The organism is Mycolicibacter sinensis (assembly GCF_001673565.1).
In the GTDB taxonomy this organism is placed as follows: domain Bacteria; phylum Actinomycetota; class Actinomycetes; order Mycobacteriales; family Mycobacteriaceae; genus Mycobacterium; species Mycobacterium sinense_C.
On the sequence record NZ_LZMF01000070.1, the window covers coordinates 38,031 to 60,684 of the forward strand.

A 22,654-nucleotide genomic window follows, 5' to 3' on the forward strand; every position below is an offset into this window, starting at 1 on the left:
CCGCGTTCCATGGCTTAGGACTTGGCCCCGCCCCGCGAGCCTGTGGTTACCGTGCTCGCTACTCGCACTTCTTCGCGCCAACTACAGGCTCGGTGAACGTGTCAGTCCCCGTCGGCAGGATCTGGCCATGGGAGAGGTCCTCATCGGCAGCGAAGCGCTGGCCCAGGGGCGCCTCACCGAGTACGAGCTGCGCCGTTGGCACCGGGCGATTTTCCGCGACGTCTATGTGCCGACACGACATCAGCCCAGCCTGCACGACCGGGTAGAGGGGGCGTGGCTCCGTTCTGGACGGCGAGGCGTCATTGCCGGGTTAGCCGCATCGGCCCTCCACGGCGCCAGGTGGGTGGACTCCGATATCCCGATCGAACTGATCTGGCCGAATACCCGGCCACCGCGGGGCCTGATCGCCCGCGATGAAACCCTGGCCGGCGAGGAAATAACCACAGTCGCCGGCATACCGGTCACCACACCCGCCCGCACCGCCTACGACCTGGGCCGGCACCTGCCAAGAGTTCACGCGGTGGCCCGGCTCGACGCCCTCGCCCGGGCCACCCCGTTCAGCGCTGAGGATGTGCTGCTGATCGCCAAGCATCACAACGGCGCGCGCGGCTTACGAAAGCTGCGGGCGGCGCTTCCACTGGTCGATCCCGGCGCCGCCTCACTCAGGGAGTCCTGGCTGCGGTTGCGACTGATCGACGCCGGCGTGCCCGTCCCGACCACCCAGATCCCGGTGATCGAGCGGGGGTATTGGCCGTTCGCCTGGCTTGATATGGGCTGGGAGGACTACAAGGTGTCGGCCGAATACGACGGGGATCACCATCAAAAGGATCGTCAGCAGTACGTCAAAGACCACAAGCGCCAGCGCAGATTGGAACGCCTGGGCTGGATCAACATCCGGGTCATCAATGAGGACAACTCCAGCGAGACCGTCCGCCGCGTCACCGAGGCGCTGCGGTCCCGCGGCCGGCGGCCTTAGGCCGGTTGCAGCACTTCGGAAATCGGTGCCCCCGCGGCGATCTTCCCCCGAGCCGTCCGCACCTGCTCCGGGATGCCCGCGCCCACCACGGCGACCAGCACACCGTCGCGCTCGCAGTAGGCCAGGAACCGGCGGCCGTCATCCTCGACCAGGTGCACGGTGTCGCCGGCCCGCGGGTGACCGAGGCACTGGATTTTGAGGTCGTACTGGTCGCTCCAGAAGTACGGCACACCCGCGGCGGGCACCGCATCCAGGTTCAGCATCGCCGACACCAGGCTGCGCGCCTGCTCGGCGACGTTGCTCCAGTGCTCCACCCGGGCTTGGGAACCCGTGCCATCGCGCCAACTCGCCACATCGCCCAGCGCCCAGACGTCCGGGGCGTTGGTACGCCCGACCTCGTCGCAGACGATCCCGTCGGCCACCGCGATCTCGCTGCCGGCCAGCCAGTCGCAGGCGGGCTGTGACCCGATGCCCACCACCACCAGATCAGCGGCCAACACCGAGCCGTCCGACAACGTCACCGACTCCACGCCGTCCGTCCCGGCGACGGAGGTCACGGTCACGCCGGTGCGCACGTCGACGCCTTCGTCGCGGTGCAGCCGGGTGACCAACGCGCCCAGCTGCTCGCCCAGCACGGAGGCCAGCGGGGTGGGCTGGGGTTCCACCAGCACCACATCCACCCCCGAGCTGCGCAAGCTGGCCGAGACCTCGCAGCCGATGAACCCCGCCCCGATCACCACGGCACGCCGGGCGCCCGCGGCCTGCTCCCGAAGCGCCACACAGTCGTCGAACGACCGCAGTACACAGATGCCGTCCAGCTCGCCGAACGACGGAATGCGCCGCGGCACCAGGCCGGTGGCGATCACCAGCTGGTCGTAGCGCAGCACCTCCCCGTCGGCCAGCGTGACCGTGTGGGCGGCCGCGTCGACGCCACGGGCGGCGACGCCGAGCCGCAACCCGATGCGGTGCTGCTCGTAGAACGCCGCCGGCTTCAAAGCCACGTCGTCTACCTCACCCCGCAGCATCTGCTTGGACAGCGGCGGACGGTCGTAGGGCAGATGGGCCTCGGCGCCGACGATGGTGATCGCGTCGGCATAGTCGTTGCGGCGCAATTGCTCCGCGGTACGGACCGCGGCCAGGCCGGCCCCGACGATGACGACCCCGCTCACGGCCGCGCCACCTCCACCATCTCGAAGTCGGCTTTCGCCGCACCGCAGTCCGGGCAGCTCCAGTCCTCGGGGATGTCGGCCCAGCGGGTGCCCGGGGCGATGCCGTCCTCCGGCCAACCCAGCGCCTCGTCGTACTCGAAGCCGCACTGCAGGCACCGGAACAGTTTGTAGTCGTTCATGAGTTCACTCCCATCGGTTCGAAATCCAGCTTTTCGCGTACTGCACCGTCAGGGCATCCGTGGGCGGCCATCAGGCGGCCGCCCCGTACCGCGCCAGGACCTTCGCCCGCACACGCGGCTGGATGTTGGCCCGGGTGATGTCACCGGCGTAGTGCTCCAGCACCCGGTGGTCCATCAGCTTGCGCCACACCGGCGGGAAGTAGGTCACCCCAATGAGCGCTCCATATCCGGCCGGCAGGTTCGGCGAGTCCTCGAAGCTGCGCAGCGTCTGGTAGCGCCGGGTCGGGTTGGCGTGGTGGTCGCTGTGCCGCTGCAGGTGGTAGAGGAACAGGTTGGTCACCATGTGGTCGGAGTTCCAGCTGTGCTGCGGGGTGCAGCGCTCGTAGCGGCCGCCGGCCTGCTTCTGACGCACCAGGCCGTAATGCTCCAGGTAGTTCACCGACTCCAGCAGCGACGAGCCGTACAAAGCGTTGATCAGCAGGTAGGGGATCAGTGCGACACCGAACACCGCGATCATCACGCCCCAGAACAGCACCGACATCGCCAGCGCGTTGATCACGTCGTTGCCCCACCAGGTGCGCGGGTTCCAGGGGTTCTTGCCGGTACGACGGATCCGCGCCGCCTCCAGCTCCCACGCCGAGCGGATGCCGCCCCAGGTGCTGCGCGGCAGGAACTCCCAGAACGTCTCGCCGAAACGCGCCGACGCCGGGTCCTCCGGGGTGGCCACCCGCACGTGGTGGCCACGGTTGTGCTCGACGTAGAAGTGTCCGTAGCAGACCTGCGCCAAGGTGATCTTGGACAGCCACCGCTCCAGCGAGTCCCGCTTGTGGCCCAATTCGTGAGCGGTGTTGATGCCCACCCCGGCCACCGTGGCCGCCGACATCGCCACACCGATTTTGCCCAGCCAGCCCAGCGACCCGTCGAAGCCGAGCCAGCCCAGGTCCGAGGCGGTGAACAGGTAGGCGCCCAGGATGGCGCTGGCGTACTGCAGCGGGATGTAGGCGTAGGTCGCGTACCGGTAGTACTTGTCGTTCTCCAGGGCGGGCATCACCTCATCCGGCGGGTTCTGCCCGTCGGCCCCGACCCACAGGTCCAGCACCGGCAGGATCACGTAGAGCAGGATCGGCCCGATGTACAACGGCAGCTGCGCCGCGGTCTGCCAGCCGGCCTGGTTCATCGCCCACACCAGCGGCAGCACCAGGAACATCATGGTGGGCACGAACAGGCCCAACAGCCACAGGTGTCGTTTCTTGTCGTGCCAGATTTTTGGCTTGTCACTCAGTTCGGTGTTCATGTCGCCGACGTTAGGTATCGGCGCCCACTCGCCGCTCGTCCCGCGAAACCGGAATTCGGCCGGCTATTCGTCTTCGGGAGACAACACGGCGGCGCCGTACCACTGACAGAGCAGCAGCGCGATCTCGACGTCGAGCCGATCCTCGGTGATCGGGCGGCCGCGACGTTCGATCGCGCGCTGAACGCGGTACTTCATCGTGTTGACGTGGAAGTGCAGCTGCTCGCCGGCCGCCTTGAAGCTGGAACCGGTCCGCAGGAACACCCGCAGCGTGTCGCGCAGCCGCTCGTCGCCGTCGGTCGCGCAGGCCAGCGGGCCGAGGATTTCGCCGACCCAGGCTCGTGCGGCGGCCACGTTGTCACCGCCGAGCAGTGCCGCGGCCGACAGTCCCGGATCGCTTGCCGCGCTGACCCGGACCGAGCCGGAGGCTACTGCCAGGGTGTGGGTGGCCAGCGCCTGCTGATGCGACCGGCGGAAGCCCTGCACTCCGGGCAGCGGATTACCGATCGCCACCCAGGGCTCATCGGCCTGCGCGCAGGACCGGATCTGTTCCACCGCCTCGGCACCGGCATTCGACGCCAACGGAATCCAGGCCCACCCGGTGGCGCTGTCAGCCGGGATGAACAGCGGTGCACCCTGCCCGGCAACCGATTCGGCGAGTTGCTTGATGAAACCTTCGGCGGCCGCGAGCTTGTCGCCGCCAGCCTCGGGGTACCACACGACGAGCGCCACGTGGGTTCGCCGCAGCGGATAGCGGATCGCGGCCGTCATGGCGTCGACGTCCAAGCTGTCCCCGGTCAGGATCTCTCGGACCCGCAAGGCGCGCACCGCGTTTCGGCTTTCCAGCCAGCGTTCGCGCTCGGCCTGGTAGACGGCCGACACCTGTTGCGACATCTCGTCGATGTAGCCGAACATCAGTGTCGACATCTCCCCGAGCACATCCAGCCGTAGATCGGGATCCAGGTCGGCGGAACGGATCTCCTCCAGCACCACCCGCAGCGCCATTGAGTGGCCCAGCCGGTAGCCCCGTACCAATGCGTTCACCGGCACCCCGCGCTGCGCCAACCGGCGGGCGTGCTCCAAAGCGACGGGCGGCGCGGCGACGTCGGCCACCGGGATGTTGTGCCGGATCGCCGAGAAGTAGGTTTCGACGTTCGCCGTCACGGTTTCGTGCAGCAGCTGCAGCAGCGACGAGTCCGCGGTCAGGTCCGGCGACTCCTTGGCCACCAGTGCCTCGATGACTGCGGTGGTATCGGCCAGGCGATCGTAGAGCCGCTGGGAGATTCCGATCGCCGCGTCGGCAACGGTGCTCGGATCGGTCATGGTCGCAAACGTAGTCAGGCGCGCCGCGGCGCGCTCAGTCTTTCGGCGCGCAGCATCTCGACTTCGGGAAGCTCCAGCGGCGCCAGGTCGCCGACCACCTTCGACAGCAACAGGTCGGCCAGTTGCGGGTTGCGGGCCAGGCACGGCCCGTGCAGATAGGTGGCGACCACGCTGCCCTGCACGGCGCCGTCGTGTCCGTCGCCGGTCCGGTTCCCGGCGCCCTTGGTCACCGCGCTCAACGGTGTTGCCGAAGGCCCCAGCACGGTGCCGCCGCGGTGGTTCTCGAAGCCGGTCAGCGGCTGCGTCAGTCCCGCCAGCAGCGGGGTGCCGACCACTTCGCCGATAGTGCGCGTGTCCTGCGGTGCGGTGGTGACGTCGAGCAGCCCGACCCCGTCGACGCGTTCCCCGGCGGAGGTCTCATACCAGTGCCCGAGCACCTGGATGGCCGCGCAGATCGCCAGCACCGGCGCTCCGCGCTCGGCGGCACGCTGCAATCCCGGATACCGGATCAGGTGCCGGGTGGCCAGCCGCTGCGCGTAGTCCTCGGCGCCGCCCAGGGTGTAGAGATCGAGTGATTCCGGTACCGGGTCGGCCAGGGTGATCTCGACGATCTCGGCGGCGATACCGCGCAGCAGCAGGCGCTGCCGTAGCACCACCGCGTTGCCGCTGTCGCCGTAGGTGCCCATCACGTCGGGCAACACCAGCCCGATCCGCACCGTCATGACGAAAGCCTCCGCTGCAGTGCCAGGAACGCGGTGTAGTTGGCGACCACCTCCACCCGCCCGGGCGGGCAGGACGCGATGGCCGCGCAGGTGTCGTGCGCCAGGGTGTGTGACACACCGGCGTAGCCGAGCCGCACCGCCAGGTCGGTGCCGCGCTCCCCGGCGGCCACCACCGGAACCCCTTCGAAGTGCTCGAAGCGCACATCCCACAGCCAGGACAGGTCCTCGCCGTCGGGCACCTGCCCGTTGACGGCGATCACCACCCCGCCGGCCTGGTGGTCGACCATCGACAGCGCCTCCTGCCAGCCGGCCGGGTTCTTGGCCAGCAGCATTCGCACCGTGTGCTGACCGACCTGCACGCTGCGGTAGCGCCCGGCCACCTCGTCGACGGCGCATACGGCGGCCACCGCTTTGACCGGGTCGGCGCCGAGCGCGACGGCGGCGGCGACGGCCTGGGCGGCGTTGCCGCGGTTGACGTTTCCGGGCAGCGACAGGCGCATCGGCAGCACCAGCCCGTCGGGTCCGTACAGCGAGTCGTCGTCGAACCACCACTGCGGGGCGGGCCGGGCGAAGTCGCATCCGGTCGAGCGCCAGTGCTCGTCGCGGCGATCGATCACCTCGCCGCTGCGCGGGCAGCTGACCGAGTCACCGGCCCAGCCGCCGCCCGCGGCGACCCACACCACGTTGGGGGAGTCGTAGGCGGCCGAGGTCATCAGCACGTCGTCGCAGTTGGCGACGACCACCGTCTGCGGATGCCGGGCCAGCCCGGTGCGCAGTGCGCGTTCCACAGCGTTGATCTCACCGACCCGGTCCAGCTGGTCGCGGGACAGGTTGAGCAGCACGACCACGGCCGGCGAGACCGCATCGGCCACGTGCGGCACGTGCATCTCGTCGACCTCGAGCGCCGCGCGCTGTGCGGTGCGGTCGGCGGCCAGTGCGGCCACCAGCCCGGCGTCCATGTTGGCGCCTTCGGCATTGGTGGCCACCGGGCCCAGCTCACGCAGCGCGGCGGCGATCATGCGGGTGGTGGTCGACTTGCCGTTGGTGCCGGTGACGACGACGGTGCGCCGTCCGGTGCCCAGCTGACGCAGGATCGAGCGGTCGAGTGTCATCGCGACCAGGCCGCCGATCATGGCGCCGGCGCCGCGGCCGGTGACCCGCGACGCCCAGCGGGCGCTCGCTCCGGCGGCCAGCGCGAGGCGTCCACGGGCGGTGATCACTGCCAGAGTTTAAGTTCACGACACGGGCCGGGGCGACCGGGCTTCGTCACCCCGGCGTGCCATTCTCATGGCATGAGTGCGCTGTGGGGGCGCCCGGCCCGCGATCCCGGCGACGGCTGGGTCGTCGTCGACGTCGAGACGTCGGGGTTTCGGCCCGGCCAGGCCCGGGTGCTCAGCGTCGCCGCCCTGGCACTCGACGCCGACGGCCGGATCGAGCGATCGGTCTCCAGCCTGGTCAACCCGGGCACTGACCCCGGCCCCACCCATGTGCACGGACTCACCGCCGAGATGCTGGCGGGCCAGCCGCGGTTCGCCGACGTCTTCGACGAGGTCGCCGAGCTGCTGGCCGGACGCACCCTGGTGGCGCACAACGTGGCCTTCGATTACACCTTCCTGGCCGTCGAAGCCGAGATGGCCGGCGCCGAACTGCCCGTCGACTCGGTGATGTGCACGCTGGAATTAGTCCGGCGCCTGGATCTTGGGCTGGCCAACCTGCGTCTGCAGAGCCTCGCCGCGCACTGGGGCATCGTCCAGACCCGCGCGCACGACGCGCTCGACGACGCCCGGGTGCTGGCCGGGGTGCTGGAGCCGGCGCTGCAGCGGGCCCGGGAACGGGACGTCTGGTTGCCGGTGCGGCCGGTCACCCGCCGCCGGTGGCCCAACGGCCGGATCACCCACGAAGAGCTGCGGCCGCTGAAGGCCCTGGCGTCGCGGATGCCGTGCGCCTACCTCAACCCCGGCCGCTACGTGCGGGGCCGCCCGCTGGTGCAGGGCATGCGGGTGGCGCTGTCGGCGGAGTGCAGTCGCACCCACGAGGAACTCGTCGAACGCATCCTGCACGCCGGGCTGGCCTACAGCGACGTCGTCGACACCAACACCTCACTGGTGATCTGCAATAACGACCACGCCGAGCAGGGCAAGGGCTACCAGGCGCGTGAACTCGGCGTGCCGACCGTCACCGACGCGCACTTCATGGCGTGCGTCGACCGGGTCGTCCAAGGCACCGGCATCGAGCAGTTCGCCGACGCCGGGTTGGCCGGCGAGCAGATCTCGCTGTTCTGAGCGCAGTCCGTTTCTTAGGGCACCGTCGCCCCATCTGCCCCAGCTGTCACGGGCGGGAAGGCGCATCGCTTGTGCCCGCCTTTGAGCGACAACGTGCGTTAGGTCGACCGCCCACCCCGGCGCCCGCACTGACATAACCTCGGTTGTCGCTCATAGGCGGGCAACAACCACATGCCGACCTCGCGGTTGCTGGTGGGGCCGGAGTTATCCGCGGGACTCAGCCCAGCCGGGCCGCCCGGTTCACCGCGGAGACCACCGCGCGCAGCGACGCCGTGGTGATCGACGACGCGATCCCGACGCCCCACACGGAGTTTCCGCCTATGGATGCCTCCACGTACGCCGCGGCCTGAGCTTCCTCGCCGGCGCTCATCGCGTGCTCGGAGTAGTCCAGCACGTGCACATGCACGTCGACCTGGGCCAGCGCGTCGACGAACGCGGCCAGCGGGCCGTTGCCCGCGCCGGCGATCTCGGTCTCCACCCCGTCGACCAAGACCGTGGCCTCGATGCGGTCGGTGCCGTCGTCGGTTTCGGCGGCGATCACCCGCTGCCGCATCCGCTCCAGCGGCCGCACCGGGTTCAGGTACTCGTCGGCGAACGCGTCCCACATCTCCTTCGGGGTGACCTCGCCGCCTTCGCCGTCGGTCAGGTGCTGGATCACCTTGGAGAATTCGATCTGCAGCCGCCTCGGCAGCACCAGCCCGTGGTCGGTCTTCATCACGTAGGCCACGCCGCCCTTGCCGGACTGCGAGTTGACCCGGATCACCGCCTCATACGTGCGGCCCACATCGCGCGGGTCGATCGGCAGGTAGGGAACCTGCCAGAGCATGTCGTCGACATCGGAGTCGGCGGCATCCGCGTCGACCTTCATCTGGTCCAGGCCCTTGTTGATGGCGTCCTGGTGGCTGCCGGAGAACGCCGTATAAACCAGGTCGCCGCCATAGGGGTGGCGCTCGGGGACGTTGAGCTGGTTGCAGTACTCCACGGTGCGGCGGATCTCATCGATGTTGGAGAAGTCGATCTGCGGGTCCACCCCGCGGGAGAACAGGTTCAACCCGAGCGTCACCAGGCAGACGTTGCCGGTGCGTTCGCCGTTGCCGAACAGGCAGCCCTCGATCCGGTCCGCCCCGGCCTGGTAACCCAATTCCGCTGCGGCGACGGCAGTTCCGCGGTCATTGTGCGGGTGCAAGCTCAGGATGACCGAGTCGCGCCGCTTCAGGTTGCGGTGCATCCACTCGATCGAGTCGGCGTAAACGTTCGGGGTGGCCATCTCCACGGTGGCCGGCAGGTTGAAGATGATCGGCGAATCGGGCGATGGCTTAATCACATCGCCCACCGCGTCACATACCTCTTTGGCGTACTCCAGCTCGGTGCCGGTGTAGGACTCCGGGGAGTACTCGTAGCGCCACCGGGTGCCCGGATGCTTGGCCTGTTCCTCCAGGCATTTGCGGGCCCCGTTGACGGCGATCTGCAGCACCGCGGCCCGGTCGGCTTTGAACACCACCCGGCGCTGCAGGACCGAGGTGGAGTTGTAAAAGTGCACGATCACGTTCTTGGCGCCGTCGCACGCTTCGAAGGTGCGCTCGATCAGCTCGTCGCGGCACTGGGTCAGCACCTGGATGGTGACGTCGTCCGGGATCGCACCGGACTCGATGATCTCGCGGACGAAGTCGAAGTCGGTCTGGCTGGCCGAGGGGAAGCCGACCTCGATCTCCTTGTAGCCCATGGCCACCAGCAGGTCGAACATGCGGCGTTTGCGGGCCGGGCTCATCGGGTCGATCAGCGCCTGGTTGCCGTCGCGCAGGTCCACCGCGCACCACAGCGGTGCCTTGTCGATGACGGTGTCCGGCCAGGTGCGGTCTTTGAGGGTGACGGGCTCGACTTCTTCGGCGAAGCTGCGGTAGCGCTGCACCGGCATCGCCGAGCCGCGCTGCTGATTCCAGGGGGGCTGGCCGGGGCTGGGCGGCCCGGCGGGTTTGGTGATGGGGCGCCCCGAAGTGAAGGAGTCGGCGCTGGAGAAAGTAGTCACGGTGATTGCTCCGGGTTTGTCAGAGGGACCTGAAGACCGGCGCATCGCGAACACCCGCGACGGGAGGCCGGTCTGGATCAGACCCCGTCGCGGCGTCCGAGAAGGAGCACCCGCTGCACGTCGGCCAGTTTAGCGCGGCAAAGGCGCCACGGCGAAAACGGCAGACCTTGGTCGGGCGAAGCCGCGCCGGTAGCGAAGCCGCCATCCTGCTGGCGTGAGCGCGGCGAGGACGACCCCGTATCCTGATTGTCGGCCCAAAACCCCGTGGACGTAGAAGGGACAGCCGTGGCGCTCGTCGTGCAGAAATACGGCGGATCGTCGGTGGCCGACGCCGACCGGGTCCGCCGCGTCGCCGAGCGCATCGTCGAGACCAAGAACGTCGGCGACGACGTCGTCGTGGTCTGTTCGGCGATGGGCGACACCACCGATGACCTGCTGGACCTGGCCCAACAGGTCTGCTCGTCCCCACCGGCTCGAGAGCTGGACATGTTGCTCACCGCCGGCGAGCGGATCTCTAACGCCCTGGTGGCGATGGCCGTCGAGGAGCTGGGCTGCCAGGCCCGCTCGTTCACCGGCTCGCAGGCCGGGGTGATCACCACCGGCGTGCACGGCAAGGCCAAGATCATCGATGTCACCCCGGGCCGGCTGCAGGCCGCGCTCGGGGAGAACCAGGTGGTGATGGTCGCCGGCTTCCAGGGCGTCAGCCAGGACACCAAAGACGTCACCACGTTGGGCCGCGGCGGCTCGGACACCACCGCGGTGGCGCTGGCCGCCGCGCTCAACGCCGACGTCTGCGAGATCTACACCGACGTCGACGGCATCTTCAGTGCCGACCCGCGCATCGTGCCCAACGCCCAGAAACTGGACAAGGTCACCTTCGAGGAGATGCTCGAACTGGCCGCGTGCGGCGCCAAGGTGCTGATGCTGCGCTGCGTGGAGTACGCCCGCCGCTACCACCTGCCCATTCATGTCCGGTCCTCCTACTCGGACAAGCCCGGCACCATCGTTTCCGGATCGATCAAGGACATCCCCATGGAAGACGCCCTCCTGACCGGAGTTGCCCACGACAAGAGCGAAGCCAAGGTGACCGTGGTCGGCATTCCCGACCTGCCCGGCTACGCGGCGAAGATCTTCCGCGCCATTGCCGACGCCGACATCAACATCGACATGGTGTTGCAGAACGTCTCCAAGGTCGAGGACGGCAAGACCGACATCACCTTCACCTGCCCGCGCGACAACGGGCCCGCCGCGGTGGCGATGCTGGAGTCCCGCAAGAGCGAGATCGGCTTCACCGAGGTGCTCTACGACGACCATGTCGGCAAGGTGTCGCTGATCGGTGCCGGGATGCGCAGCCACCCGGGCGTCACGGCCACCTTCTGCGAGACGCTGGCCGACAACGGCGTCAACATCGACCTGATCTCCACCTCGGAGATCCGGATCTCGGTGCTGGTGGCCGAATCGGACCTGGACAAGGCCGTGGTCACGCTGCATCAGGCGTTCGGCCTCGGCGGCGACGAGCAGGCGACGGTGTACGCCGGGACGGGACGCTGAGATGGTCGCATTAGGCGTAGTCGGTGCCACCGGCCAAGTCGGCCAGGTGATGCGCAACCTGCTGGAAGAACGCAACTTCCCCGCCGATCAGCTGCGGTTCTTCGCCTCGGCGCGCTCGGCCGGGCGCAAGCTGGAGTTCCGCGGCGCTGAGATCGAGGTCGAGGACGCCGAGACCGCCGACCCGACCGGCCTGGACATCGCACTGTTCTCCGCCGGCGGCGCGATGTCGAAGGTGCAGGCGCCGCGCTTCGCCGCCGCCGGGGTGACGGTGATCGACAACTCCTCGGCCTGGCGCAAAGACCCCGACGTGCCGTTGGTGGTCTCGGAGGTGAACTTCGACCGGGATGTGCGCGGGGTGTCCTTGAAGAAGGGCATCATCGCCAACCCGAACTGCACCACGATGGCCGCGATGCCGGTGCTCAAGCCGCTGCACGACGAGGCGGGCCTGACCCGGCTGATCGTGTCGACCTACCAGGCGGTTTCGGGCAGCGGCGTGGCGGGGGTGCAGGAGTTGGCCGGGCAGGTGCGCGCGGTCGCCGACGGCGCCGAGCAGCTGGTGCACGACGGCGGCGCAGTCGACTTCCCGGCGCCGAACAAGTACGTCGCGCCGATCGCCTTCAACGTGGTCGCCCTGGCCGGCAGCTACGTCGACGACGGTTCCGGTGAAACCGACGAGGACCAGAAGCTGCGGTCCGAGAGCCGCAAAATCCTCGGCATCCCAGACCTTTTGGTGAGTGGTACCTGCGTTCGGGTGCCGGTGTTCACCGGGCACTCGCTGTCGATCAATGCCGAGTTCGCCCGGCCGATCTCGCCGGAGCGGGCCACCGAGTTGCTGAAGGCAGCACCGGGTGTGACGGTGACCGATGTGCCCACCCCGCTGGCTGTCGCCGGCGCCGACGACTCCTTGGTGGGTCGGATCCGGGTCGACCCCGGTGCGCCCGACGGGCGCGGCCTGGCGTTGTTCGTCTCCGGGGACAACCTGCGTAAAGGGGCCGCGCTCAACACGATTCAGATCGCCGAGCTGCTGGCTGCGTCTTCCGGGGCCTGACCCCGCTCCGAGGCGCCGAACGTGCACCGGCTGCGAAAAACCGCGCGGAATTTCGCAATGGTTGCACGCTCAATGGGAGTCATCGCGCTGTTGGTCTGCCCGCCCGCACATGCCGAACCGCCCGCGCCGATCCCGCGTCCGGTGCTGTGGCCGCTGGCCGAGGGTCAGGTGGTCCGGATCGGGCCGAGCGCTGGAACCGGCACGCTCACCGGTGATTACGGCATCGGCGCGACCGATCTGTGCGAGTTCATGGAGTTCCCCACCGCGGTGCTGCAGATCTGCGGGGACAGCTTCGCCGGCCAAGGTGTCGGGTTCGGCGGCTGGTATTCCCCGATCGCGCTGCGGCTCGACCCGGACTCGGTCGACGACCCCGCCGGGGTGCGCTACACCGGGGTGATCGGGGTGGACAGACCGCTGCTGGCCGACCCGTCACCGGCCGGCAGCACGCAGTTGCCGGCCGGGATCGTGTCGATCAACCGGACCAACTACCTGATGGTGACCACCGCCACGATGCTGGTGCCCCAGACCTCACGTCTGGTGAAAGCCGATCCGGTGCAACCGGCTTGGCAGACGGTACCGGGTTCGGTACGACCGGCCTCCTATCAGGATTTCGGCCAATCCCAGATCAGCGGCTACTACGACCCGGTTCCGACACCGGACTCGGTCACCGGCTGGGTGTACCTCGTCGCCAACAACTTCGACCGCAGCGCGTCGGTGACGCTGTACCGGGTCGCTCCGGAGGCGTTCACCGACCGGTCGGCCTGGCAGGGCTGGGCGGCCGGCAACGGCTGGGGGCATAAACCCACACCGTTATGGAACGACCAGATCGGCGAGCTGAGCCTGCGCCAGGTCGACGGCAAGCCGGTGCTGTCCTACTTCAACGGGACCACCGGGAACATGGAGGTCCGGGTGGCCTACGAGCCGACCGGGCTGGGCACCGCGCCGGTGACCACGGTGGTGCAGCACACCGAGTGGCCGGACGCGCCGGTGCCCGTGGAGACCCTGCCCTCACCGTTCGACAACCGGCTGGCCCAGCCCTACGGCGGCTACATCTCACCGGGCTCGACGCTGGACGAGCTGCGGGTGTTCATCAGCCAGTGGAACACCGAGCCGCATCACCGGGCGCCGTACCGGGTGATCCAGTTCGCGGTCAATCCGTTCAAGCCGTGGTCAGCGCCCTGAGCTCATAGCGGACGCATAGCCGGCACCTAGCGATGCCGGGCGATTGTTCGCGCACCATGTCAACCATGAGCGAAACACCTGAAACCACCCAGCCCCCGGCCGTGCCGCCCCGCGCGGTCGAGCCCAAGCCGTACTGGGTCTACCGGCTCGCCGCCTGGGTCGCCATCGTCGCCGGGATCGTCTTCATCGTCTCGTCGATCTTCTTCGCCGGCGTCTATGCCAACGGCGGCATGCGTGGTCACCACTGCCACCACAAACACCACGGGCCTCACCACGGCGCGATGTTCCACAAAGGGTTCCACCATGGCCCGCACCGCGGGCCGGGCCCGATGATGCCGGGTCCGGAACGACCTGGGCCCGGCGAGCTGCCGCCGTCGGTCACCCCGTCGCCGCCGCCCCCGCCCGGCCGGTAGCCGGTCCGGCCACCAGCAAACCAGCCGCCGCCTCAAAGGGCGGCGGCTGGCCTGGTTCTCAGGCATGATTACGGGATATGACCGAGACACCCGCACCCAAACCGGCGCCGCCACCGCCACCGCCACCGCCTCCGTCGCCACCGGCCAAACCGAACCGGCTGTTTCAGGTAGCAGCATGGGTGGTGATCATCGCCGGGACCGTGTTCGTCGCCGCGGTGATCTTCTGCGCAGGCACCTACCTCAGCGATAGCGGTTGGCACGGACACCGTCACGGGCCATGCATGATGCATCACGGTCCGCCGATGGGCCCGGGCTTCGGGCCCGCTGGTCCGGGTAACGAACCGGGTTGGCCCGGCTTCCGTCCCGCCGGTCCCGGTAACGGGCCGGGCGGACCGGGCGTCCCGCCGCCCCCGCCGCACCGTTAGTCGTTCCCAGCACACCAACGCCCCACGATCCCAAGGGGATTCGCGCGGGTCTGTTCCGGTTGCGCCGACCTGAAATGGAGATACACCGATGACCGAGCACCACACCACCACCGAGGCCGGTGCTCCGGCGCCGAGTGACAGCGACGCACTGACGGTCGGCCCGGACGGCCCGATCCTGCTGCAGGACCATTACCTGCTCGAACAGATGGCGATGTTCAACCGGGAGCGCACGCCGGAACGCCAGCCGCACGCCAAGGGCGGCGGAGCGTTCGGCCGCTTGCAGGTGACGGCGGACGTCAGCGCCTACACCCGCGCCGCGGTATTCGCGCCGGGCGCCGAAACCGAACTGCTAGCCCGGTTCTCCACCGTCGCCGGCGAACGCGGCAGCCCCGACACCTGGCGCGACGTGCGCGGCTTTGCGCTCAAGTTCTACACCGCCGAGGGCAACTTCGACATCGTCGGCAACAACACCCCGATCTTCTTCTTCCGCGACCCGATGAAGTTCCAGCACTTCATCCGGTCCCAAAAGCGTCTGGTGGCAAGCAATCTGCGCGACCACCACATGCAGTGGGATTTCTGGACGCTCAGCCCGGAATCGGCGCATCAGGTGACCTATCTGATGGGTGACCGGGGTCTGCCGAAATCCTGGCGGCACATGAACGGCTACGGCAGCCACACCTACAGCTGGGTCAATGCCGCCGGCGAGATCTTCTGGGTCAAGTACCACTTCATCAGCGATCAGGGCGTCGAGTGCCTCACCCAGGACGAGGGGGAGCGGCTCGCAGGCGCCGACGCCGACTACCACCAGCGCGATCTGTACGACGCGATCGAACGCGGCGAATACCCCAGCTGGTCGGTGAAGGTACAGATCATGCCGTTCGAGCAGGCGAAGACGTACCGGCTCAACCCGTTCGATCTCACCAAGGTGTGGCCGCACGCCGACTATCCGCTGATCGACGTCGGACGCTTCACGCTGGACCGCAACGTGTCCGACTACCACGCCGAGATCGAGCAGGCGGCGTTCGAGCCCAGCAACACCGTGCCCGGCACCGGCCTGAGCCCCGACAAGATGCTGCTGGCTCGCGGCTTCTCCTACGCCGACGCCCATCGTGCCCGGATCGGGACCAACTACAACCAGTTGCCGGTCAATGCACCGAAAACGGAGGTGCACGCCTACTCCAAGGACGGCGCCATGCGGTTCCGCAACGCGAGTGACCCGGTGTACGCGCCGAACTCGGTCGGCGGCCCGGTGGCCGACCCGGCCCGCGCCGCCGAGGTGCGCTGGCACGCCGACGGAGACATGGTGCGCGCCGCGTACACACTGCGCGAAGACGACGACGACTTCGGCCAGGCCGGAACCCTGGTTCGGCACGTCTACGATGATGATCAGCGAAAGCGACTGGCCGACAACATCATTGGACATGCTTCCAACGGAGTGCGGGAGCCGGTGCTGTCGCGGGTGTTCGAGTACTGGCACAACGTCGATCCGGACCTGGGCCGCGCCGTGGAGGCGGGGGTGCGGGCCAACCTTGCCTGACGGGCGGGCCGTCGTCCTGGCATGATCGAGCCATGAGTATCAAAGTCGTTTTCGCCACCGAGTCGACAGCGACCGGCGGTGGTCGAGACGGCCACGTCCGCTCCGCGACCGGCCGCATCGACCTGGACACCCGCCCGCCCCGCGAGCTGGGCGGCAACGGTGAGGGCACCAACCCCGAGGAATTGTTCTCCGCGGGCTACGCGGCGTGTTTCCTGGGCGCGCTGCGCCTGGTGGCGCGCCGGTCCGCCGTCGCGCTCGACGACGCCACCAACGTCACCGTCCAGGTCGCCCTGGGTAAGGACGCCGCCACCGAAGAATTCGGCCTGACCGGAACCATCATCGGGAATCTGCCGGGGCTGTCGCAGGCCATCGCCGACGACCTGATGGCGCAGGCCCACGAGGTGTGCCCGTACTCGCGCGTCACCCGCGGCAACGCCGACTTCATCGTGTCGGCGACGGTGTAGCGTGCGGGCCGCCGCGGCATTGGTGGTGGCGACCGGTCTGGGGCTCGCAGCTGCCCCTGCGGTCACGGCACGGCCCTCCGACCCGGGCGTGGTGTCCTATGCGGTCCTGCCGAAAGGGTCGGTCGGAAACATCGTCGGCGCCCCGATGGGTTGGGAAGCCGTGTCCGGGGCGCCGTTCCAGGCGTTCTGGGTCGACGACCCGGCATGCAACAACTGGGCCGACATCGGCCTGCCCGAGGTCTACAACGATCCCGACCTGGCCTCCTACAACAGTGCGGTGACCCAGACCTCGGCCACCGACCAAACCCATTTCGTCAAACAGGCGGTCGGGGTGTTCGCCACCGAGGCCGCTGCGGAGCGGGCTTTCCACCGGGCGACCGACCGCACGACCGGGTGCTCGGGTCGCACCACCGCGATGCACCTGGACAACGGCGCCACGCAGGTGTGGGCGTTCGAGGGCGGGCCGGCCGCCGCGGCCGACGCCGGCTGGACCAAGCAGGAGGCCGATACCGATCGCCGCTGTTTCAACCAGACCCGCCTGCGGGCCAACGTGCTGTTACAGGCCAAGGTCTGCCAGTCCGGCAACGCCGGGCCGGCGGTGAACGTGCTGGCCGGGGCGATGCAGAACTCCCTGGGCCAGTAAACGGCGGTCAACTTGTCGGGCGACTCCGGTAGCGTCGGGGAAATCAACAGGCGGAGGGGTTGATATATGGGGCTCGTCGCGGCGACACCACTGTCCCGCGCCGATGACCCGCGCCCCCACGAGGACGAACTGTGCGGGGCCGCCGAAGCCGCCGAGTACATCGCTGTTCGCTGCCTCACCGATGCACCGCTGGGCCGGGTGGGCCTGGAGATCGAGGCGCACTGCTTCGATCCGGCCGATCCGCTGCGCCGCCCCGGTTGGGCCGAGATCGGCGAGGTGCTGACGTCGCTGCCGGTGTTGCCGGGCGACAGTCGGGTCACCGTGGAACCCGGTGGCGCGGTGGAACTGTCCGGCCCGCCGCTTCCGGGTGCCCTCGCCGCGATCGAGGCGATGGCCGCCGACCAAGCGGTGCTGCGCTCGGCGTTCGCCGACGCCGGGCTGGGGCTGGTGCCCCTCGGCGCCGACCCGCTGCGCCCGGCGAGTCGGGTCAACCCCGGCGCGCGCTACGCGGCGATGGAGCAGTTCTTCGCCGCCAGCCACACCGGCTCGGCCGGCGCGGCGATGATGACGTCGACGGCCTCGGTGCAGCTCAACCTCGATGCCGGACCGCGGTCGGGCTGGGCCGACCGGGTGCGGCTGGCGCACGCGCTGGGCCCGACCATGGTCGCGATCGCCGCGAACTCCCCGCTGTTGGGCGGGGAATTCTCCGGCTGGCGCTCCACCCGGCAACGGGTGTGGAGCCGGCTGGACTCGGCGCGCTGCGGTCCCGTCCTGGGTCTGGACGGCACCGATCCCGCCGCGGACTGGGCGCGCTATGCGCTCAAGGCGCCCGTGATGCTGGTGCATGCCCCGGAGGCCAGCCCGGTCAGCCGTTACGTGCCGTTCGCCGACTGGGCCGACGGCCGGGTGCGCCTCGGCGGCCGTCGCGCCGGGGTCAAAGACCTCGACTACCACCTGACCACCCTGTTTCCGCCGGTGCGCCCGCGAGGGTGGCTGGAGATCCGCTACCTCGACAGCGTCGGTGACGCACTGTGGCCGGCCCTCGTCTTCACCCTGGCCACCCTGCTCGACGACCCGGTCGCCGCCGACGCCGCCGCCGACGCGGTCGAGCCCGTCGCGACCGCCTGGGACGTCGCCGCCCGGATCGGCCTGGCCGACCCGCGCCTGCACAAGGCCGCGCGCCGGTGCCTGGAGCTGGTGGCCGATCAGGCGCCGGCGCCGCTGCGGGCCGGGATGGACCGGCTGGTCGGGCTGGCCGAACGGGCCCGCTGCCCAGCCGACGACGTCGCCGACGAGGTGGGCCGCACCGGTGTCCCGGCGATGGTGGCCCGGCTGGCGCGAGGGCAGTCGTGAGCACACCGGAGACGCTGGCGCGCGGCCTGGCCCGGGCGCGCGAGCGCACCCTGGCGCTCGTCGACTTCGACGACACCGAACTGCACCGCCAGTACGACCCATTGATGAGCCCGCTGGTGTGGGACCTGGCCCATATCGGTCAGCAGGAGGAACTGTGGCTGCTGCGCGGCGGCGATCCGGCCCGGCCCGGGACGCTGCCAGCCGACGTCGAGGGCCTCTACGACGCGTTCGTCCATCCCCGGGCCAGCCGCGTCGATCTGCCGTTGCTGAGCCCGGAGCAAGCCCGGAAGTATTGCGCCACAGTTCGATCCCAGGTCTTCGACGAACTGGACGCCCTGCCCGATGATTTCGGCGATTTCGCCGACGGCTTCGTGTTCGGTCTGGTGCTCAGCCATGAACACCAGCACGACGAGACCATGCTGCAGGCACTGAACCTGCGCACCGGCGCGCCGCTGCTCGATGCGGGGCGACCGCTGCCGGCCGGGCGGCCCGAGCTGGCCGGGACCTCGGTGCTGGTGCCCGCCGGTGAATTCGTGCTCGGCGTCGACCTCACCGATGAGCCGTTCGCGCTCGACAACGAGCGGCCGGCCCACCGCGTCGAGGTGGCCGCGTTCCGGATCGGCCGGGTACCGGTGACCAACCGCGAATGGCGGGCGTTCATCGATGACGGCGGCTACCGGCAGCCCCGGTGGTGGACCGAGCGAGGCTGGAACCACCGGGAGCAGGCCGGCCTGAGCGCGCCGCAATTCTGGAGTCCTGACCATGCCTCCCGGACCCGGTTCGGCCGCGTCGAGGACCTTCCCGACGACGAACCGGTGCAGCATGTCAGCTACTTCGAGGCGCAGGCGTATGCGACGTGGGCCGGCGCCCGGCTGCCCACCGAGATCGAATGGGAGAAGGCCTGCGCCTGGGACCCCGGCGCCGGCGCCCGACGCCGCCACCCGTGGGGCGAGGGTGAGGCGATGGCCGAGCTGGCCAACCTCGGCGGCGCGGCGCTGCGGCCGGCTCCGATCGGGGCGTATCCGGGCGGCGCGTCGGCGTACGGGGCGCAGCAGATGCTCGGCGACGTCTGGGAGTGGACGAGTTCGGCGCTGCAGCCGTGGCCGGGCTTTGCGCCGATGATCTACCAGCGCTATTCGGAACCGTTCTTCGGCGGCGACTATCGGGTGCTGCGCGGCGGCTCGTGGGCGGTCGCGCCCGAGATCCTCCGGCCCAGCTTCCGCAACTGGGATCACCCCTACCGGCGGCAGATCTTCGCCGGAGTGCGACTGGCCTGGGACGCCTGATGTGCCGGCACCTGGGCTGGCTGGGCCGGCCGCGATCGCTGGCCGAGTTGATCCTGGAGCCGCCGGGCGGGCTGTTGGTGCAGTCCTACGCGCCGCGCCGCCAGCAGCACGGATTGCTCAACGCCGACGGTTGGGGCGCGGGGTTTTTCGACGGCGCGGTGCCGCGCCGGTGGCGTAGCGCGTCGCCGTTGTGGGGCGATACCTCGTTCGCGTCGGTGGCTCCGGCATTGTCGAGCCACTGCGTGGTGGCCGCGGTGCGCTCGGCCACCGTCGGTATGCCGATCGAGGCCAGTGCCGCCGCCCCGTTCACGGACGGCAACTGGCTGCTGTCGCACAACGGCGTGGTGAACACCGCGGTATTGCCCACCTGCTCTGGAGCCGAATCCGTTTGTGACAGCGCGATACTGGCCGCGTCTGTCTTTGAGCGAGGCGTGGCGTCACTCGGCGAGTTGGTCGCCGAGATCGGTGCAGCTGACCCGCAGGCCCGGCTGAATATGCTGGCCGCCAACGGTTCCCGGCTGCTGGCGACGACCTGGGGGGACACCTTGTCGATGCTGCACAGCGCCGATGGCGTGCTGCTGGCCAGCGAACCCTACGACGACGATCCGCGCTGGGTGGACATACCCGACCGGCACCTGGTCGACGCCCATGACGGCGACGTCAGTGTCACCGCGTTGGAGGTGAGCCGATGAGCGTCTCACTGTCCAACCACCTGGCGGCCGACGCCGCCCGCACCGCGTTGCGCACCGATGTTCGCCACGGCCTACGTCAGACTCCGAAATCACTGCCACCCAAATGGTTCTATGACAAGGTCGGCAGCGAGCTGTTCGACCAGATCACCCGGTTGCCCGAGTACTACCCGACCCGCGCCGAGGCGGAGATCCTGCGTGATCACTCCGCGGAGGTGGCACAGCTGTCCGGTGCTGACACCCTGGTCGAGCTGGGCAGCGGCACCTCGGAGAAGACCCGGATGCTGCTGGATGCGCTGCACGTCAACGGTTCACTGCGCCGGTTCGTCCCGTTCGATGTCGACGCCGGCGTGCTGGAAACGGCCGGGGCGGCCATCGCCGGGGACTACCCCGGTGTTCAGGTGGACGCCGTCTGCGGCGATTTCGAGCACCATCTGGCGCAGATCCCCGCCGGGGGCAGGCGGCTGTTCGTGTTTCTGGGCTCCACCATCGGCAACCTGACTCGCGGGCCGCGTGCGGAGTTCCTGGCGGCCCTCGCCGCGGCGATGCGCGATGGCGACGGGCTGCTGCTGGGCACCGATCTGGTCAAGGACACCGCACGGCTGGTGCGCGCCTACGACGACGCCGCAGGCGTCACCGCGGCGTTCAACCGCAACGTGCTCGCCGTGGTCAATCGGGAGCTCGACGCCGACTTCGACCTGGACGCGTTCGCCCATGTGGCGCGGTGGAATTCGGCGGAGCAGCGCATCGAGATGTGGCTGCGGGCCGGTACCGATCAGCACGTCAGCATCGGTGAGCTGGATCTGGTCGTCGACTTCGCGGCCGGCGAGGAGATGCTGACCGAGGTGTCGTGCAAATTCCGGCGCGAGCAGGTGGCCGCCGAGTTGGCCGCCGCGGGGCTGCAGAGCCGGCGGTGGTGGACCGACGCGGCAGGCGATTTCGGTCTGTCACTCGCGGCCAAATGAGTCTCGCCGACCGCTGGCGCGCGGCGCGCCCACCGGTCGCCGGGTTGCACTTGGACAGCGCCGCCTGTTCGCGGCAGAGCTACACCGCAATGGCGGCCGCCGCGCAGCACGCCCGCCACGAAGCCGAGGTCGGCGGTTACGTCGCCGCCGAAGCCGCCGCACCGCTGCTCGACGCCGGGCGGGCCGCGTTCGCGGCGCTGACCGGGATGGCCGGCGCCGAGGTGGTGTTCACCACCGGCTCGCGCCATGCGCTGGATCTGCTGTTGTCCCGATGGCCCGCCGGCCGCACGCTGGCCTGCCTGCCCGGCGAGTACGGGCCCAACCTGGCGCTGGTGGCGGCGCGCGGTTTCCGCCGGCAGATGCTGCCGGTGGACGGAACCGGTCGGTTGATGCTCGAGGAGGCAGCGGCCGCGCTCGCCGCCGATCGGCCGGACCTGGTGCACCTGACCCCCGTCAGCAGTCACCGGGGACTGGTGCAGCCGCTGGCCGGGCTGGCTGGGGTCTGCGCGGAAGTGGGAGTGCCGCTGGTGATCGACGCCGCTCAGGCGCTGGGCCAGATCGACTGCGCCGTCGGTGCCGACGCCGTCTACTCCTCCTCACGCAAATGGCTGGCCGGCCCGCGGGGCGTCGGGGCGCTGGCGGTACGGTCCGAACTGGCCGACCTGCTGGCGACCGGTCTGGAAGCCGGTGACGAGAATGTTGCTGCGCAGGTGGGGTTTTCAGCTGCCCTCGGGGAGTATCTGGCAGCCGGGCCGGTGGCCCTGCGGGCTCGATTGGCCGAGGTCGGTTCGCTGAGCCGGCGGGCGCTGGCGGGGCTGGCGGGCTGGCGGGTGGTCGAGCCGGTCGACGAGCCGAGCGCGATCACCACGCTGGCGCCGACCGACGGTGCCGAGCCGGTGGCGGTGCGCTCCGCCCTGATCGCCGAGCACCGGATCGTCACCACCGCCGCCGGCGTCGAACGCGCACCGCTGGAGCTGACCGGGCCGGTGCTGCGGATCTCGCCGCACGTCGACACCACCGAGACGGACTTGGCGGCCTTCGCCGAGGCGTTGGTGGCCGTGACATCGACGGATTGATCAATGATGGTCTCGAATTGTGTTCAATTGGCTTTTATTCGTGAAAATTGACGC

The 22,654-nt window shown here is 69.4% G+C and carries 22 protein-coding genes; 15 read left to right on the forward strand and 7 right to left on the reverse strand.

Features of this window, described 5'->3' with window-relative positions:
- Window positions 1-127 precede the first annotated feature (127 nt).
- Window positions 128-976, forward strand: a complete 849-nt coding sequence (locus A5648_RS10785; RefSeq protein ID WP_065024538.1) for a hypothetical protein — start codon at window positions 128-130, stop codon at window positions 974-976.
- Here the strand turns inward: A5648_RS10785 and A5648_RS10790 are convergent.
- From A5648_RS10790 to A5648_RS10815, 6 genes are all read right to left on the reverse strand, one after another.
- Window positions 973-2,145: an NAD(P)/FAD-dependent oxidoreductase gene (locus A5648_RS10790; RefSeq protein WP_082966428.1), complete on the reverse strand. Its 1,173-nt coding sequence runs from the start codon at window positions 2,143-2,145 to the stop codon at window positions 973-975. The genes A5648_RS10785 and A5648_RS10790 overlap by 4 nt on opposite strands.
- Complete coding sequence (locus A5648_RS10795) at window positions 2,142-2,324, reverse strand: rubredoxin (protein WP_065024539.1); 183 nt, start codon at window positions 2,322-2,324, stop codon at window positions 2,142-2,144. The genes A5648_RS10790 and A5648_RS10795 overlap by 4 nt, the downstream gene beginning before the upstream one ends.
- Window positions 2,325-2,394: 70 nt before the next feature.
- Window positions 2,395-3,618: an alkane 1-monooxygenase gene (locus A5648_RS10800; RefSeq protein WP_065024540.1), complete on the reverse strand. Its 1,224-nt coding sequence runs from the start codon at window positions 3,616-3,618 to the stop codon at window positions 2,395-2,397.
- Between the two features lie 63 nt (window positions 3,619-3,681).
- Window positions 3,682-4,938, reverse strand: coding sequence for a PucR family transcriptional regulator (locus tag A5648_RS10805; RefSeq protein ID WP_065024541.1), 1,257 nt, complete (start codon window positions 4,936-4,938; stop codon window positions 3,682-3,684).
- A 14-nt stretch (window positions 4,939-4,952) separates the two neighbouring features.
- Window positions 4,953-5,660 (reverse strand): type 1 glutamine amidotransferase, encoded by a 708-nt coding sequence (locus tag A5648_RS10810; RefSeq protein WP_065024542.1) that lies wholly within the window; start codon window positions 5,658-5,660, stop codon window positions 4,953-4,955.
- The gene (locus tag A5648_RS10815) at window positions 5,657-6,880 is read right to left on the reverse strand and encodes a Mur ligase family protein (RefSeq protein ID WP_065024543.1); all 1,224 of its coding nucleotides are present in this window, start codon (window positions 6,878-6,880) and stop codon (window positions 5,657-5,659) included. The genes A5648_RS10810 and A5648_RS10815 overlap by 4 nt, the downstream gene beginning before the upstream one ends.
- 72 nt (window positions 6,881-6,952) lie before the next feature.
- Between A5648_RS10815 and A5648_RS10820 the strand changes: the two genes are divergently transcribed.
- Complete coding sequence (locus A5648_RS10820) at window positions 6,953-7,942, forward strand: DEDDh family exonuclease (RefSeq protein WP_065024544.1); 990 nt, start codon at window positions 6,953-6,955, stop codon at window positions 7,940-7,942.
- Window positions 7,943-8,159: 217 nt separating this feature from the next.
- Here the strand turns inward: A5648_RS10820 and leuA are convergent, their stop codons facing one another.
- Complete coding sequence (gene leuA / locus A5648_RS10825; RefSeq protein ID WP_234787393.1) at window positions 8,160-10,013, reverse strand: 2-isopropylmalate synthase; 1,854 nt, start codon at window positions 10,011-10,013, stop codon at window positions 8,160-8,162.
- 240 nt (window positions 10,014-10,253) lie between these two features.
- Between leuA and A5648_RS10830 the strand changes: the two genes are divergently transcribed.
- The 13 genes from A5648_RS10830 to egtE all read left to right on the forward strand — a co-directional run bounded on the left by A5648_RS10830 (window position 10,254) and on the right by egtE (window position 22,600).
- Window positions 10,254-11,519, forward strand: coding sequence for an aspartate kinase (locus tag A5648_RS10830; RefSeq protein ID WP_065024546.1), 1,266 nt, complete (start codon window positions 10,254-10,256; stop codon window positions 11,517-11,519).
- 1 nt (window position 11,520) lies between these two features.
- Entirely contained in the window at window positions 11,521-12,567 is a 1,047-nt protein-coding gene (locus A5648_RS10835) for an aspartate-semialdehyde dehydrogenase (RefSeq protein WP_065024547.1), read from the forward strand.
- Window positions 12,568-12,624: 57 nt separating this feature from the next.
- Window positions 12,625-13,749, forward strand: a complete 1,125-nt coding sequence (locus A5648_RS10840; RefSeq protein WP_065024548.1) for a DUF4185 domain-containing protein — start codon at window positions 12,625-12,627, stop codon at window positions 13,747-13,749.
- A gap of 65 nt (window positions 13,750-13,814) precedes the next feature.
- Window positions 13,815-14,162, forward strand: coding sequence for a hypothetical protein (locus A5648_RS10845; protein WP_065024549.1), 348 nt, complete (start codon window positions 13,815-13,817; stop codon window positions 14,160-14,162).
- A 77-nt stretch (window positions 14,163-14,239) separates the two neighbouring features.
- A complete protein-coding gene (locus tag A5648_RS23775) occupies window positions 14,240-14,587 on the forward strand; it encodes a hypothetical protein (RefSeq protein ID WP_082966429.1) in 348 nt (115 codons plus the stop codon).
- An 88-nt stretch (window positions 14,588-14,675) separates the two neighbouring features.
- Complete coding sequence (locus A5648_RS10850) at window positions 14,676-16,124, forward strand: catalase (protein ID WP_065024550.1); 1,449 nt, start codon at window positions 14,676-14,678, stop codon at window positions 16,122-16,124.
- Window positions 16,125-16,156: 32 nt separating this feature from the next.
- Window positions 16,157-16,588, forward strand: coding sequence for an Ohr family peroxiredoxin (locus A5648_RS10855; protein ID WP_065024551.1), 432 nt, complete (start codon window positions 16,157-16,159; stop codon window positions 16,586-16,588).
- 1 nt (window position 16,589) lies between these two features.
- Complete coding sequence (locus tag A5648_RS10860; protein WP_109470752.1) at window positions 16,590-17,231, forward strand: sensor domain-containing protein; 642 nt, start codon at window positions 16,590-16,592, stop codon at window positions 17,229-17,231.
- Between the two features lie 66 nt (window positions 17,232-17,297).
- Window positions 17,298-18,584, forward strand: coding sequence for an ergothioneine biosynthesis glutamate--cysteine ligase EgtA (gene egtA / locus A5648_RS10865; protein WP_065024552.1), 1,287 nt, complete (start codon window positions 17,298-17,300; stop codon window positions 18,582-18,584).
- The gene (gene egtB, locus A5648_RS10870) at window positions 18,581-19,870 is read left to right on the forward strand and encodes an ergothioneine biosynthesis protein EgtB (RefSeq protein ID WP_065024553.1); all 1,290 of its coding nucleotides are present in this window, start codon (window positions 18,581-18,583) and stop codon (window positions 19,868-19,870) included. The genes egtA and egtB overlap by 4 nt, the downstream gene beginning before the upstream one ends.
- A complete protein-coding gene (egtC, locus tag A5648_RS10875) occupies window positions 19,870-20,562 on the forward strand; it encodes an ergothioneine biosynthesis protein EgtC (RefSeq protein WP_065024554.1) in 693 nt (230 codons plus the stop codon). Before egtB ends, egtC begins: the two co-directional genes overlap by 1 nt.
- A complete protein-coding gene (gene egtD, locus A5648_RS10880) occupies window positions 20,559-21,524 on the forward strand; it encodes an L-histidine N(alpha)-methyltransferase (RefSeq protein ID WP_065024555.1) in 966 nt (321 codons plus the stop codon). The genes egtC and egtD overlap by 4 nt, the downstream gene beginning before the upstream one ends.
- The gene (egtE, locus tag A5648_RS10885; protein WP_065024556.1) at window positions 21,521-22,600 is read left to right on the forward strand and encodes an ergothioneine biosynthesis PLP-dependent enzyme EgtE; all 1,080 of its coding nucleotides are present in this window, start codon (window positions 21,521-21,523) and stop codon (window positions 22,598-22,600) included. Before egtD ends, egtE begins: the two co-directional genes overlap by 4 nt.
- Window positions 22,601-22,654: the final 54 nt, after the last annotated feature.